The 13,787-nt window shown below is 74.1% G+C and carries 9 protein-coding genes and 1 pseudogene; 8 read left to right on the top strand and 2 right to left on the bottom strand.

What is annotated here, in order from left to right; genetic code table 11:
• The first annotated feature begins 20 nt into the window (after positions 1-20).
• The 3 genes from TOK_RS33970 (at position 21) to TOK_RS35300 (ending at position 5,650) form a co-directional block, all read left to right on the top strand.
• Entirely contained in the window at positions 21-4,019 is a 3,999-nt protein-coding gene (locus TOK_RS33970; protein WP_141566329.1) for an FAD-dependent oxidoreductase, read from the top strand.
• Positions 4,020-4,029: 10 nt separating this feature from the next.
• The gene (gene mftE / locus TOK_RS09640) at positions 4,030-4,722 is read left to right on the top strand and encodes a mycofactocin biosynthesis peptidyl-dipeptidase MftE (RefSeq protein WP_098957611.1); all 693 of its coding nucleotides are present in this window, start codon (positions 4,030-4,032) and stop codon (positions 4,720-4,722) included.
• Positions 4,723-4,954: 232 nt separating this feature from the next.
• Positions 4,955-5,650, top strand: a complete 696-nt coding sequence (locus tag TOK_RS35300) for a formate--tetrahydrofolate ligase (protein ID WP_253258285.1) — start codon at positions 4,955-4,957, stop codon at positions 5,648-5,650.
• A gap of 87 nt (positions 5,651-5,737) precedes the next feature.
• On the opposite strand, the gene TOK_RS09625 is transcribed toward TOK_RS35300, so the two are convergent.
• Positions 5,738-6,883, bottom strand: coding sequence for an alkaline phosphatase family protein (locus tag TOK_RS09625; RefSeq protein WP_098957455.1), 1,146 nt, complete (start codon positions 6,881-6,883; stop codon positions 5,738-5,740).
• 84 nt (positions 6,884-6,967) lie between these two features.
• On the opposite strand from TOK_RS09625, the gene mftF reads away from it, so the two are divergent.
• The 5 genes from mftF (at position 6,968) to TOK_RS09600 (ending at position 13,454) form a co-directional block, all read left to right on the top strand.
• Positions 6,968-8,461, top strand: coding sequence for a mycofactocin biosynthesis glycosyltransferase MftF (mftF, locus tag TOK_RS09620; RefSeq protein WP_253258284.1), 1,494 nt, complete (start codon positions 6,968-6,970; stop codon positions 8,459-8,461).
• A 285-nt stretch (positions 8,462-8,746) separates the two neighbouring features.
• The gene (locus tag TOK_RS09615; RefSeq protein ID WP_098957453.1) at positions 8,747-9,262 is read left to right on the top strand and encodes a (2Fe-2S)-binding protein; all 516 of its coding nucleotides are present in this window, start codon (positions 8,747-8,749) and stop codon (positions 9,260-9,262) included.
• A 2-nt stretch (positions 9,263-9,264) separates the two neighbouring features.
• Entirely contained in the window at positions 9,265-11,745 is a 2,481-nt protein-coding gene (locus TOK_RS09610) for a xanthine dehydrogenase family protein molybdopterin-binding subunit (protein ID WP_098957452.1), read from the top strand.
• Positions 11,742-12,593 (top strand): xanthine dehydrogenase family protein subunit M, encoded by an 852-nt coding sequence (locus tag TOK_RS09605; protein WP_098957451.1) that lies wholly within the window; start codon positions 11,742-11,744, stop codon positions 12,591-12,593. The genes TOK_RS09610 and TOK_RS09605 overlap by 4 nt, the downstream gene beginning before the upstream one ends.
• Positions 12,594-12,719: 126 nt before the next feature.
• A complete protein-coding gene (locus TOK_RS09600; protein ID WP_098957450.1) occupies positions 12,720-13,454 on the top strand; it encodes an SRPBCC family protein in 735 nt (244 codons plus the stop codon).
• A gap of 89 nt (positions 13,455-13,543) precedes the next feature.
• On the opposite strand, the pseudogene TOK_RS09595 reads toward TOK_RS09600, so the two are convergent.
• Positions 13,544-13,687, bottom strand: a pseudogene (locus tag TOK_RS09595) (DNA-binding response regulator); the annotation flags it as partial.
• Between the last annotated feature and the right edge of the window lie 100 nt (positions 13,688-13,787).

Raw genomic sequence — 13,787 nt, 5'->3', positions numbered from 1 at the left:
GGCGCCGTGCACCTCCTCCCGTGAGCACCCTGCTCACCGACCCGTGGCCGCTGCAGGGCCGCCGCGCGCCCTCGCGGGTGCTGTTCGGCCCGCACGAGACGAACCTGGGTGACGGCCGCGCGTTCTCGGAGCGGCACGTCGCGTACTACGCCGAACGGGCCGCGGGAGGCTGCGGCGTCGTCGTCACGGAGACGGCGTCGGTGCACCCCTCCGACCATCCCTACGAGCGCGCGCCCCTCTTCTCGGCCGCCGCCGCGGGCTGGGCCGTGATCGCCGAGGCGTGCCGTCCGCACGGGACCCTCGTCCTGGCCTCCCTCGGGCATGCCGGCGTCCAGGGCTCGACCGCCTACGACGCCCCCGTGCTGTGGACCCCGGAGACGATGGACGCGGGCGCGCTCGTCGAGGGGTTCGCCGCCGCGGCCGCGCTCGCCGTCGCCGCGGGGCTGCACGGCGTGGAGATCGACGCGGGGCAGTACGCGCTGCTGCGGCAGTGCCTGTCCGTGTCCCCCTCCTCGGCCGTGGTCCCCGACGTGGTCCGCGCGGTCCGCGAGGCAGCGGGGGACGCGGTCGTCGGGCTGCGGCTGTGCGGCGACGAGCTCATGCCGTGGGCCGGTGTCACCCCGGCCTCGGTCGCGCCGGTGGTGGACGCGGTCGCCCCGCTCGTCGACTACCTCGTCCCGGTCCGCGGCGGTGTGTACTCCGTGGCCGCGACCCGCCCCGACATGCACACCCCGCCCGGGATCAACCGCGAGCTGTCAGCAGCTGTGACGTCCATCGTGGACGGACGGTGCGACGTCGTGTGGCAGGGATCGGTGGCCTCGCCGGCGCTCGCGCAGGAAGGCCTCGACGCGCACGTGTGCGACGCCGTCGAGATGACCCGGGCCCAGATCGCCGATCCCCGGCTCGTCGCGCTCGTCCGGGCCGGGACGCCGGCACGGATCCGGCCTGCGACGCTGTCCGGGCGCTGGTCGGCGGGGCGGGACCCGCGCAACGTCGTGGTCTCCGACGACGCCTCGCCCGGCCCGTCGCCGTCACCGCCGCCCGGGACCGGGGACGTCCTCGTCGTCGGGGGCGGCCCGGCCGGCATGGAAGCCGCGCGGACCTTCGCGCTGCAGGGCCGGTCCGTGGAGCTGATCGAACGCGCCGACCGGCTGGGCGGGTCCCTGCGGCTCGCCGCCGCACTGCCGGGCCGCGACCGATTCGGGCTGCTCGTCGACTGGTGGGAGCGCGAGCTGGCGCACCTCGGGGTCACCGTCTCGACCGGCCACGCGGTCACCGTCGAGGATCTCGACGACGCCCGCGCCCGCGGCGTCCACGTCCTGCTCGCGACCGGCTCCCGCCCCCGCCCGCCGGCCTTCGCCGTGGCCCCCGACGCCTCGTGCGTGGCGGCGGCGGAGCTGGTGGCCATCGCGTTCTGCAGGAACGGCACCTTCCCGCAACCGGACGTCGGGGAAGTGCCGTTCCTGCAGCCGGGGGCCGACCCCGCCGTGACCGACCCCGCCGTGACCGACCCCGCCGTGACCGACCCCGCCGTGACCGACGTCGTCGTGTCCGACCCCGTCGGGGACGCCGTCGCGATCGGGGTGGCCGAACGCCTTGCCGCCGACGGGCACCGCTGCACCCTGGTCACCCCCGACCCGGCGGCCGGGACCCGGCTCGGCCCCGGCGCCGACATGGGTGGCGCGCACGCCAGGCTGCTGCGCGCAGGCGTCACGATTGCGGCGTTCAGCGAGGTCAGGGCCGTGGGCGGGGGAGTCGCGGAGCTGGTCGACGTCCACACCGGTGCAGCGCGTGAGGTGCCGTGCACGGTCGTCGTCGACTGCGTCCAGCGCCTCCCCGACGACGCCCTCCGGACCGCCCGCCCCGACCTCCCGAGCGCAGGCGACTGCGTCGCCCCCCGCGGCATCCAGGAGGCGGTGCGCGAAGCCCGGTCCCCCGTGAGCGGCGATGGTCACTGCAGAGACCGTCGCCGCTCACGACCTTTCGCACGGCGGCGGCCTGCGCAGGGGCGCGGCGAGCTCGGCGACGACCCGCTGTTCTCGTCGATCGACGTCGGACCGCTCCGCCTGCGCAACCGCGTCGTCTTCGCCGCGCACCTCACCGGCTTCGCCGAGGACGGGCTGCCGAGCAGCCGGCACGTCGACCACTACGCGGCGCGCGCGGCGGGTGGGGCGGGGCTCGTCGTCACCGAGGAGCACGCCGTCCATCCCGGTGACCGCCCGTACGAGCGGATGATCCGCGGCCACGACCCCCGGGCCCTCGACGCGTACCGCCGGCTCACCGCAGCCGTCCACGCCCACGGCATCCCGGTGCTGGCGCAGCTCAACCACAACGGGCCGCAGTCGTCGGGGCTGTACTCGGGGGCGCCGCTGTGGGCTCCCTCGGCGGTGCCGGACCCGATGTTCCGGGAGGTCCCCGTCGCGATGACCGTCGGGCAGATCGACGAGCTCGTCGCGGCCTACGCCGACGTCGCCGAGCGGTGCGTCGAGGGTGGGTTCGACGGGGTGGAGATCCAGTGCTCGCAGGCGTCGATCCTGCGGGCGTTCCTGGCACCCGGCACCAACCTCCGTACGGATGCCTACGGCGCCGTCCGGGGGCGGCTGCTGCACGAGGTGGTCGCGGCAGTGCGGGCGGCCATCGGCCCGGACCGGGCGCTGGGGGTGCGGCTCGGCGGTGGCGAGGACGTCCCCGGCGGGCTGACCGTGGCCGACGCCGTGGCCGCCGCCCGGCTCGTCGAGCCGTTCGTCGACTACCTGAGCACGTCGGTCGGACTCGCGACGCGGACATTGGAGCTGGTCGAGGCCCCGTCGCCGGTACCGGCGGGGTACGCGGCGGCGCTGCCGTCGGCGGTGCGGGCGGCGGTGTCGGTACCGGTGCTGGGCGCCGGTCGCTACACCCGCCCCGACGACGCCCGCGCCGCCCTCGCCGCCGGGCACTGCGACCTCGTCGGGGTGGTCCGCGGCCAGATCGCCGACCCGGGCTGGGCCGGCGCGGGCGGGCCCACGCGCACCTGCATCGGCTGCAACCAGGAGTGCACGGCGAACGTCGGCATGAACCGGCCGCTGTCCTGCGCGGTCCGCCCGGAGCCCGAGCGCCGCCGAGTTCGAGGCCGGACTGGTTCGATCATGCTCGGGGCCAGTCTGACGTCGAACCCGGCGCGGGGGCTCGGCCGCGACGCTGGGCGGGTGCTCGTCGTCGGGGGCGGGCCGGCGGGGTTGCGGGCCGCGGCGTCGATGGCGGCGCGGGGGCTGCGGGTGCGGCTCGTCGAACGGGCCCTGACGCTCGGGGGGACGCTCGCGCTCGCCGCCACGGCACCGGGCCGCGGCGAGCTCGCGGTGCTCGTCGACGACCTCGTCACCGAGTGCAGGGCCCTCGGTGTCGAGCTGTGCGCCGGGGTCGAGGCGGACGCGGACCTGGTGCGCCGCAGCGGGACCGTCGTCCTCGCGACCGGCGCGGTGCCCGACCGGCCGGGGTGGGCGGTCGAGGGGGTGCACGACGTCGTCGACGTCCTCGACGGGACGGCCGACCCGCACGGCGAGGTGCTCGTCGTCGACGGGACGGGGTTCCACGAGGCGACCTCGACGGCGGAGCTCCTGGCCGAGCGCGGCTGCCGGGTGGAGGTCGCGACGCCGGCGATGGTCGTCGGCCAGGACCTCGGCCTCACCCTGCACCGCCCCGCGTTCCGGCGCCGCGCCGCCGCGCTGGGGATCGCGTGCACGACCGACACGGTCGTCGTCGCCGCGGCGCGGACTCCCGGGGGCCGCGTCGCCGTCACACTGCTGCACCATCCCACGGGCCGCGACGAGGTCCGCGAGGTCGACGCGGTCGTCGTCGCCACCGCACCACGCCCCCGCGACGGCCTCACCGGGCTCCGGATCGGCGACGCCCTCGCCCCCCGCCGGGTGGGAGCCGCGATCGCCGACGCGGAACGGCTCGCCGCGGCGATCGCCGAGACCGACACCAGTGCTGTCCGTGCGCCGCGCGACGACACTCCTGTCGGTCTCGGCGGCCGGGGTTAGGGTCTGCGACGTGCCGCTGCTGCGCGAGCTCACCTGGCCCGAGTTGCGGGGGACCCGGCCGACGGTCGTCGTGCCCGTCGGGTCGGTGGAGCAGCACGGACCGCACCTGCCGCTCGACACCGACGTGCGGATCGCCGACGCCGTCGCCGCCGGTCTCCTGGCCCGCGCGCCGGAGCTCGTCGTCGCGCCCGCCATCGCCTACGGCGCCGCCGGCGAGCACGAGGGCTTCCCCGGCACCGTGTCGATCGGGCACGAGGCGCTGAGGCTGCTGCTCGTCGAGTACGGGCGGTCGGCGTGCCGGTGGGCGGGGCGGCTGCTGTTCGTCAACGGCCACGGCGGAAACCTGGCGACGCTCGTCGAGGCGGTCGAACGCCTGCGCCACGAGGGCCGCGACGCCGCGTGGGTGCCGTGTGCGACGCCGGGCGGCGACCCCCACGCCGGCCGTTCCGAGACCTCGCTGCTGGCCGCGATCGCGCCCAACGCCGTGCACGCCGACCGCGCCGAGCCCGGCAACACCGCTCCGCTGAGCGAGCTCCTCCCCGCCATGCGGGCGGGCGGCACCGCCGCGGTCAGCCGCAACGGCGTCCTCGGCAACCCTCTCGGGGCATCCGCGGAGGAGGGCCACCGGCTGCTGGCGACGATCGTCGACAACTGTCTTGCCGCACTTCGGAAGTGGAGTCCGGGGCCCGGAGGGCGGCTGTGATGATCGCCCTGGCCGGCACGCGAGAGGCCTGGGTCACACAGCCTGATTCGTGACGAGGGTCGCGCGTCGCTCGGCAGCATGGCAAAGCGAGGACCTCACACATGGCCTTCCCCTCGGACCTGACGATCGCCCGAGGAACGGACCTCAAACCGCTCGACGACGTGGCCGCGGCAATGGACATCCCGTCGCATCTCCTGCAGAGCTGGCCGGCCGGTCGAAGGCGAAGTACGTCGTGGTCTCCGCCGTGACGCCGACGCCGCTCGGCGAGGGCAAGACCCGGATCGTCGCCGGGAAGGCGTTGCCCGAGGCGCTGCTCGCCGAGAACCCCGACGAGGTCCACGAGGGCGGGGCCAACCTGCGCAAGCAGATCGAGAACATCCGCGTCCACGGGGTGACGCCGGTCGTCGCGATCAACGCGTTCCCCGACGACCACCCCTCCGGGCACACCGCCATCGCCGAGATCGCCGCGTCGCTCGGGGTCCGCCGGCGTCGACATCGCCCCGGCGGCCGCGAGGCAACTGGACGACTACGAGCGCGACGGGTTCGGCGACCTGCCGGTCTGCATCGCGAAGACCACCTGTCGATCTCCTCAGACTCGGCGTTCATGGCCGCCCACCGGACTCCCGGCGAAGCGGCGGCCAGGTCGCACGCCGCGGACGTCCCGCTCGCGACGGCGGAGGCCGCCGCGGAGGTCGCCGGGATCGCCGCGCCGCTCGTGGAGTCGGGGAACCGCAACCTGCGCGCCGACGCCGCAACGGCGGTGTTCCTCGCCGCGGCCGCCGCGGCGTCCGCGGCGACGATGGTCGTCGAGAACCTCGCGGGGGACCCGGCTGATCCGCGGCCGGCGCGAGGCGCTCGCGCCGTGGCGATGTCCCGGGCCCACGCCGCCGCGGCCCTCGCGGCGTTCCCCATGGTCGAGGGCGGCTGACCCGCTCTCCGAACGTGTCGTCAGCGTCGACAGGCTGCGCTCACGACACGTCCTGCGGTGCGGTGGGGCGCTCGCAGAATGCCCTGGTCACCCCGCCGGGCCCGCCACCAGCAGCGGGACGAGCTGCTCGGCGCTGGTCAGCGAGCCGTGCTGGCCGACCAGCTTCGCGAGCTGCGGCTCCGCCCCCGTCCTGACGACGGTCGCCTCCCCGCGCATCGCGACGACGACGTCCCCGATCCGGCCCGCGACGTGCGGTCCCAGCGGCCCGAACCAGCCGGCGGCGATCGCCTCGTCGCGCGTGACCACCCAGGCGTCGTCACCCAGGGCCGTCCGCCACGCCGCGAGGACGTCGGGGGCGGCACCGTCGACCGCGTAGACGTGGCGTGCCCGCGCGTCGCCACCGAGGAGCCTGACGCCGCGCTGCAGGTCGTCGTCGGTGTCGGCGTCGTAGCGGCGTGTGGTGGTCACCATCCCGTGGTCACCGGTGACGACGAGCAGCGCGTCGGGTGGGAGGGCCGCGGCGATCGTCGACACCAGGAGGTCGATCTGGCGCAGCTGCAGCCGCCAGGGCAGGGTCGCGGGGCCGTGCACGTGGCCGAGGGTGTCGAGGTCGGAGTGGTAGCCGTAGCAGAGCCGACGTTCGGGCCCGGCGAGCGCGGCGCCGACCTCGGCGGCGAGGTCACCGAGCGCAAGGACCCCACGGAACCGCGCACCCCGCAGCGCCGCCCGGGTCAGCCCGGAGTCGCGCTGGAACGCCGGTGCGACCGCGGTGACGACGATCCCGGCGGCCGCGGCCCGCTGCAGCGCCGTCTCCGACGGCTGCACGATCTCCGGGACGTGGACCTCGCGCTGGTCGACGTGACGTCCGTCCTGTGTCCGGGTCCAGCGCAGGGTGTCGAGGAGGTCGTCGTCCCCGGGGTCGAAGGCGAGGCCGACGATGCCGTGCCCGCCGGGCGGCAGGCCGGTGCCGAGGGTGGCGAGGCTGATCGGCGTCGTCGAGGGGAACCCGACGGTGAGCGGCCCGGCGTCGGCCATCGCGGAGAGGTAGGGCGCGTCGGCGGCGTGCGTGGCGAGCAGTTCGGCGCCGAGACCGTCGATCAGCAGGACGCAGGCGGCGCGCACCGGCGCGAGGGCGATCGGGGTGGGCCCGGGGACGCCGAGCGCCGCCAGCACCGACGGGAGCACCTCGGCGAGTGAGGCAGTTCCGTACCGGGGCAGGAGCGGGGAGGTCACGGTGTGCAGCCTGCCAGCCCGCGACGCCGCCCGAGGTGGGCGCGTGAGCAGAATGGCGCGAACCCCGCACGGCGAGGACGGTGGATGGGCACAGAACGGATGGGCACAGAACGGATGGGCGCGGCCGAGACGTCGGCATGCCCAGGCACGGGTCCGTCCGACACCCGGCTGCCCGACGGGTTCCGGGTCGTCCTCGACCGGCGCACGAGGATTCTCGACGACGGTGCCGCCCTGCTCGGGGGTGCCCCGCCGCGGCTCGTCCATCTCACCGAGCGGGCCCGCGCGCTGCTCGACGGCGGCTCGGTCACCGTCGCCGACCCGGCGTCACGGGCGCTCGCGCGCCGGCTCCTCGACGGCGGCCTGGCCCAGCCGGTGCCGCCCCCCGGGGGACTCAGGCGACCGTCGGCGGCGGACGTCACCGTCGTCGTCCCGGTGAAGGACCGCACCGCCGGGCTGCTCCGCCTGCTCGCGGTGCTGCCGCCCGACCTGGGCGGGATCGTCGTGGTCGACGACGGGTCGGCCGTCCCGGTCGTCGTCTCCCATCACGGCCCCGTGACGGTCCTGCGCCACGAGACGGCGAAAGGTCCGGCCGCCGCCCGGAATGCCGGCCTGGCCGCCGCGACGACGGACCTGGTGGCGTTCCTGGACTCCGACGTCGTGCCCCGGCCCGGCTGGCTGCAGCCCCTGCTCGACCGGTTCGCCGACCCGGCGGTCGGGCTGGCCGCGCCGCGGATCGTCGCGCTCGAGCCGGGCACGACGTGGGTGAGCCGCTATGAGGCGGTGCGGTCGTCGCTGGATCTGGGGCTCGACCCGGCGCCCGTCGTGCCGCGCTCGCGGGTGGCCTATGTGCCCAGTGCGGCCCTGCTGGTGCGGCGCGACGCGGTCGGCACCGGGTTCGACGAGGCGCTGCACGTCGCCGAGGACGTCGACCTCGTGCTGCGGCTGCACGCCCAGGGCTGGCGGCTGCGCTACGAGCCGGCCTCGCACGTCGCGCACGACCACCGCGTCGACGTCCGGCAGTGGTTGGGGCGCAAGGCCTTCTACGGGACGGGTGCGGCGCCGCTGGCGTTGCGGCACGAGGGTGCGGTGCCGCCGATGGTGCTCTCGCCGTGGTCGGCGGTGGTGTGCGCCCTGTTGCTCGTGCAGCGCCGGGGGGCGGCGGCGCTGGCCGTCGCGGTCTCGCTGGGAGCCGCAGAACGGCTGTCGCGCAAGCTCGGCAGGCTGCGCAGGCCCCGGCTCGCCGCGGCCCGGCTCACCGGCCTGGGTCTCCTCGGCGCGGTCGCCCAGACCGGGTCCGCGCTGACCCGGCACTTCTGGCCGGTCGCCGTCGTCGCGTGCCTGTTCTCGGCACGGGCGCGGCGTGCCGTCGCGGTCGCCGCGGCGGCGGAGGGGATCGTCGACTGGTGGACCCACCGCGGTCACGACGCCGGTGGCCCCGGACCGCTCGCGCACGTCGCCGCGCACCGGCTCGACGACCTCGGCTACGGCGCCGGGTTGTGGTGGGGCGCGTGGCGGCACCGGACGACGACACCCCTGCGCCCTGCCGGCCCGGGCGTGCGGCCACACCGACAGGGCTAGTCCGAAAGGATGAAGCCCTTTCCTGGTCGACGCCGCGTCTGCGTCCGATCAAGCCGATCAGCTCCGCGACTGCGGACCCGATGACGCAAATGGGCACGCACACACGCCGTGACCTGCGCCGACGTGTCCGAGCTGTGTTGCACGGGTCGATCATCGGGAGTGTGATGTGTCGACCGCCACACGCGTGCGCGGTGCCCTCTGCGGCTCGGCCGCGGCGGGGCGACACCACCACCCCCGGTAGTCCTCGCGACACGACGCGGACGTCGCGGTTGAGGAGTGAGATTCATGGCACAGGTCCGGGTCACGGTCGACGGCGTGAACTACGCCGACGACGTCGAGCCCCGAATGTTGTTGGTGCAGTACCTGAGGGAGCGTCTGGGCAAGACGGGCACAGTCGTCGGCTGCGACACCAGCAACTGCGGTGCCTGCACCGTGCACCTGAACGGGCAGAGCGTGAAGTCCTGTTCGGTGCTCGCGGTCCAGGCCGACGGCGCGGAGGTGCTCACCATCGAGGGCCTCGCCCGCGACGGCGAGCTGCACCCCGTGCAGAAGGCGTTCAACGAGTGTCACGGCCTGCAGTGCGGCTACTGCACCCCCGGCATGATCATGGCGGCCGTCGACCTGCTCGGGGACAACCCCGACCCCGACGAGACCGAGGTGCGTGAGGGCATCGAGGGCAACCTCTGCCGCTGCACCGGTTACCAGAACATCGTCCGCTCGGTGCAGCGCGCCGCGCAGATGATGAAGCCGGGCGCGTCGGTCCCGACCGAGTCGCCGGCCCCCGTCGCGGGAGGCAACTGATCATGACGACGACCGCCGAACCCACCACGACCGAGCTCGGCAAGGCGCGCACCCGCAAGGAGGACGCGCGCCTCATCACCGGCCGGACCCGCTTCACCGACTCCATCACCCCGCACGGCACCCTGCACCTGCACGTCGTCCGTTCGCCGATCGCGCACGCCACGATCACGAGCGTCGACAAGTCCGCCGCGGAGGCGTCCCCGGGCGTCATCGGTGTGTTCACGGCTGCCGACCTGGGTGTCGAGGCCGTCGGCCTGCCCTGCGCGTGGCCGATCACCCCCGACATGAAGGCTCCCCAGCGCCCGCTGCTCGCGAGCTCGACCGTGCACTTCGCCGGTGAGGGCGTCGTCGTCGTGGTCGCCCGCACGGCCGCGGAGGCCCGCGACGCAGGTGACCTCGTCGAGATCGACTACGACGCCCTCGAGCCGGTCCTCGACATGGAGGCCGCCCTCGCCGAGGGTGCCACGCTCGTCCACCCCGACCTGGGCACCAACGAGAACGCCACCTGGGTCTTCGACTCGGGTGCCGCGGGCACCGGCGCCAGCGTCGACGAGGCCATCGCCGCCGCCGAGGCGGACCCCGACTCGATCGTGCTCAGGCGACGCTTCCGTCAGCAGCGGCTCATCCCCGCGTTCATGGAGCCCCGCTCCTGCGTCGTCGACCCGACCGGTGAGCAGATCACCGTCTGGGCCGCGACCCAGGTGCCGCACATCCTGCGCACCATGACGACCGTGACCCTCGGCGTGCCCGAGAGCAAGCTGCGCGTCATCGCCCCCGACGTGGGCGGCGGTTTCGGCGGCAAGATCGGCGTGCTGCCCGAGGAGATGCTCTGCGTCGCCATCGCGCAGCGCCTCGGCAAGCCGGTCAAGTGGACCGAGACCCGGTCGGAGTCCCTGCTCGCCGCCCACCACGGCCGCGACCAGATCCAGGACCTGACGATCACCGCCAAGAAGGACGGCACGGTCACCGGGCTCGACGTCCACCTGCTCGCCGACATGGGCGCCTACCTCGGCCTCGTCGGACCGGGCGTGCCGATCCTCGGCGCGTTCATGTTCAACGCGATCTACAAGATCCCGGCGCTCAAGTTCACCTGCACCAACGTCTTCACGACGAAGACGCTGACCGACGCCTACCGCGGCGCCGGGCGCCCGGAGGCCACGTTCGGCATCGAGCGGATCATGGACGAGCTTGCCGTCGAGCTCGGCCGCGACCCGATGGACCTGCGCAAGCAGAACTGGATCACCCACGAGGAGTTCCCGTTCACCACGGTCGTCGGGCTGACCTACGACTCGGGCAACTACGAGCAGGCCACCGACCAGGCCATGGCGACGTTCGACTACGCCGGTCTGCGCCGTGAGCAGGAGGAGCGCCGCGCCCGCGGCGACAAGGTCCAGCTCGGCATCGGCATCTCGACGTTCACCGAGATGTGCGGGCTCGCCCCGTCCCGCGTCCTCGGCTCGCTGGCCTACGGCGCCGGCGGCTGGGAGGCCGCCAGCATCCGGATGCTCGCCACCGGCAAGGTCGAGGTCATCACGGGCGCCTCGGCGCACGGGCAGGGCCACGAGACGGCGTTCAGCCAGATCGTCGCCGACCAGCTCGGCGTGCCGTTCGAGGACGTCGAGATCCTGCACGGCGACACGCAGATCTCGCCGAAGGGCCTCGACACATACGGGTCCCGGTCGCTCGTCGTCGGCGGTATCGCGATCGTCAAGGCGGCCGAGAAGGTCGTCGCCAAGGCGAAGAAGCTGGCCGCGCACCTGCTCGAGGCGTCCGAGGACGACATCGAGTTCAACGCCGGTCAGTTCACCGTCCGCGGCACCGACAAGGGCAAGGCCATCCAGGAGCTGGCGTTCGCCGCGTTCATGGCGCACGACTACCCCGAGGACATGGAGCCCAGCCTCGACTCCGACGCCGTCTACGACCCGGAGAACTTCTCCTTCCCGCACGGCACGCACCTCGCGGCCATGGAGATCGACACCGAGACCGGCAAGGTCTCACTGCGCCGCTACGTCTGCGTCGACGACATCGGCAACGTCGTGAACCCGCTGATCGTCGAGGGCCAGGTGCACGGCGGTCTCGCCCAGGGCATCGCGCAGGCCCTGTTCGAGGAGGCCAACTACGACGACCAGGGCACCCTGGTCAACGGCACCTTCGTCGACTACACGCTGCCGTCGGCGGCCGACCTGCCCAGCTTCGAGTCCTCGACGGTCTCGACGCCGGCCACCTCGAACCCGCTGGGCGTCAAGGGTGTCGGCGAGGCGGGCACCATCGCCTCGACCCCCGCGATCGTCAACGGCGTCATCGACGCCCTGCGGCACCTCGGCGTGACCAACGTCGAGATGCCGACGACGTCGCAGCGCGTGTGGCGGGCCATCCAGGAGGCCAAGGGCAACTCCACCCAGGAGACCCCGATCGACACCCACTCACCGGGTGCCGGCCTCGGCTCGATCGACCCGAACAACCCCCAGGGAGAGGTCCAGTGATCCCCGCCAAGTTCGACTACGTGCGGCCGTCCTCGGTGGAGGAGGCCGTCACGGCGCTGCGGGACGCGGGTGAGGACGCCAAGATCCTCGCCGGCGGCCAGAGCCTGTTGCCGGTGCTGCGGCTGCGCCTCGCCGCACCCTCGGTGATCATCGACCTCGGCGGCATCGCCGACCTGCGTCGCATCTCCGAGGACGGCGACCGCATCGCCATCGGCGCGATGGCCCCGCACCACGACGTCATGCGTGACGACCTGGTGAAGCAGCACGTCACACTGCTGTCGCAGGCCACCGCCACCGTCGCCGACCCGCAGGTCCGCCACCGCGGCACCCTGGGCGGCGCGCTGGCGCACGCCGACCCGGCCGGTGACCTCGGCGCCGTCGCGCTCGCGCTCGACGCCGAGTTCGTCATCGCGGGCGCGTCGGGCACCCGCACCGTCGGGGCGAGCGAGTTCTTCGTCGACTACTTCACGACCGCCATCGGCGAGGGCGAGATCCTCACTCAGGTGCGGTTCCCGAAGTACACCGGCTGGACCTCGCACTACGAGAAGTTCAACCGGACCGCACAGGCCTGGTCGATGTGCGCGGTCGCCGTGGCCCTGCGCCTGGACGGCGGCAGCATCGCCGAGGCCCGGGTGGGTCTGACCAACATGGGGACGACCCCGATCCGCGCGAGCGGTGTCGAGGCGGCCCTGGTGGGTCAGCAGGCATCCGCGGACGCGGCACGTGCCGCGGCCGAGCACGCGACGGAGGGCACTGCCGCACCGAGTGACGCCGACGCCGCAGCCGACTACCGTGAGCACCTGGCCAGGGTGCTGACGGGCCGGGCGGTGCTCGCAGCAGCGGGCTGAGCGAGAAGCAGCGTCACCTGTGGACGCCCGCCCGACACGGGTGGGCGTCCACAGATTTGTGCGGGGGTTTTTCGGCCCCTTCCGCCCGGTCGGCGGGAGCGCGGCCCCGACGAGGAGGCAGTACCGATGCAGCTGGAGAACAAGTTCACGATCGCGGCGCCGATCGAGGAGGCGTGGGCGGCACTCAACAACCCGGAGACGGTCGCACCGTGCTTCCCGGGCGCCACCCTGACCGAGTACGAGGACGACTCGTTCACCGGCACCGTCAAGGTCAAGCTGGGCCCGATCTCGTTGACCTACAAGGGGAAGGGCACCTACGTCGAGCGTGACGACGCGGCGCACCGGGTCGTCATCGACGCCACCGGCCGCGACTCGCGTGGCAACGGCACCGCCGCGGCCAAGGTCACCGGCTCGATGGTGGCTCAGGGCCCGGACAAGACCGAGGTCACGATGGTCACCGACCTCACGATCACGGGTCGCCCGGCACAGTTCGGCCGCGGCGTCATCTCCGACGTGAGCGAGAAGATCATCGGGCAGTTCGCGGGCTGCCTGACCGACAAGCTCGGCGGCACCGGTAGGGATGCCGCGGCCGCGGCCCCCGTGGCCCCGTCGGCCGACGCGCCGGCCGTGGCCGCGCCCACCAGCGCGCCCACGTCGTCGACCGCCGGCTCCGAGGCCCCTAAGCCGGTGACGTCGCCGAGGTCGACGCCGACCGGTGGCCCCGTGCGCAGCGAGATCGACGCGATCGACCTGCTGGACACGGCGGGCGCGCCCGTCCTCAAGCGGCTGGCGCCGGTGGTCGGCGTGCTCGGCGCGCTGCTGGCGATCTTCGTCGTGGTGCGACGCCTGCGCTCGAAGTGACCCTGCTCGGATAGCCCTGTGAGTGGCAATGGTCGCCATTGCGACCATTGCCACTCACGACCTCAGCCGTCGTCACCACCGCGGCGGTCGTCGTCGCGGGCGGTCGTGACGATGACCGGCACCCTGCTCGCGCCGCGCAGCATCACGGTGCCGTCGAGGTCGGGCAGGCCGAGATCGAGCACCACGATGTCGGGCTGGTTGCCGACGGCCTGCTCCAGCCCTGCCGTGGCGTCCGACCCGTACCCGATCCGTGGCCGCCGTCCTGGTCTGGGCGGTGGTGGCGGCCGGTGCGCTCGTGGCCGGGCTGACCTGTGTGAACGGCACCCCGGCCGG

The sequence above is a fragment of the Pseudonocardia sp. N23 genome, from assembly GCF_002583555.1.
Taxonomy (GTDB): Bacteria; Actinomycetota; Actinomycetes; order Mycobacteriales; family Pseudonocardiaceae; genus Pseudonocardia.
The sequence above is the reverse complement of the archived record's forward strand: the minus strand, read 5'-3'. Positions and strand labels throughout refer to the sequence as shown.

What these genes read in the sequence shown, in the direction of transcription:
- TOK_RS09610 (WP_098957452.1), top strand. Translation starts at nt 9,265, where the DNA reads ATGACGACGACCGCCGAACCCACCACGACCGAGCTCGGCAAGGCGCGC.
- TOK_RS09615 (WP_098957453.1), top strand. Translation starts at nt 8,747, where the DNA reads ATGGCACAGGTCCGGGTCACGGTCGACGGCGTGAACTACGCCGACGAC.
- TOK_RS09600 (WP_098957450.1), top strand. Translation starts at nt 12,720, where the DNA reads ATGCAGCTGGAGAACAAGTTCACGATCGCGGCGCCGATCGAGGAGGCG.
- mftF (WP_253258284.1), top strand. Translation starts at nt 6,968, where the DNA reads ATGGGCACAGAACGGATGGGCACAGAACGGATGGGCGCGGCCGAGACG.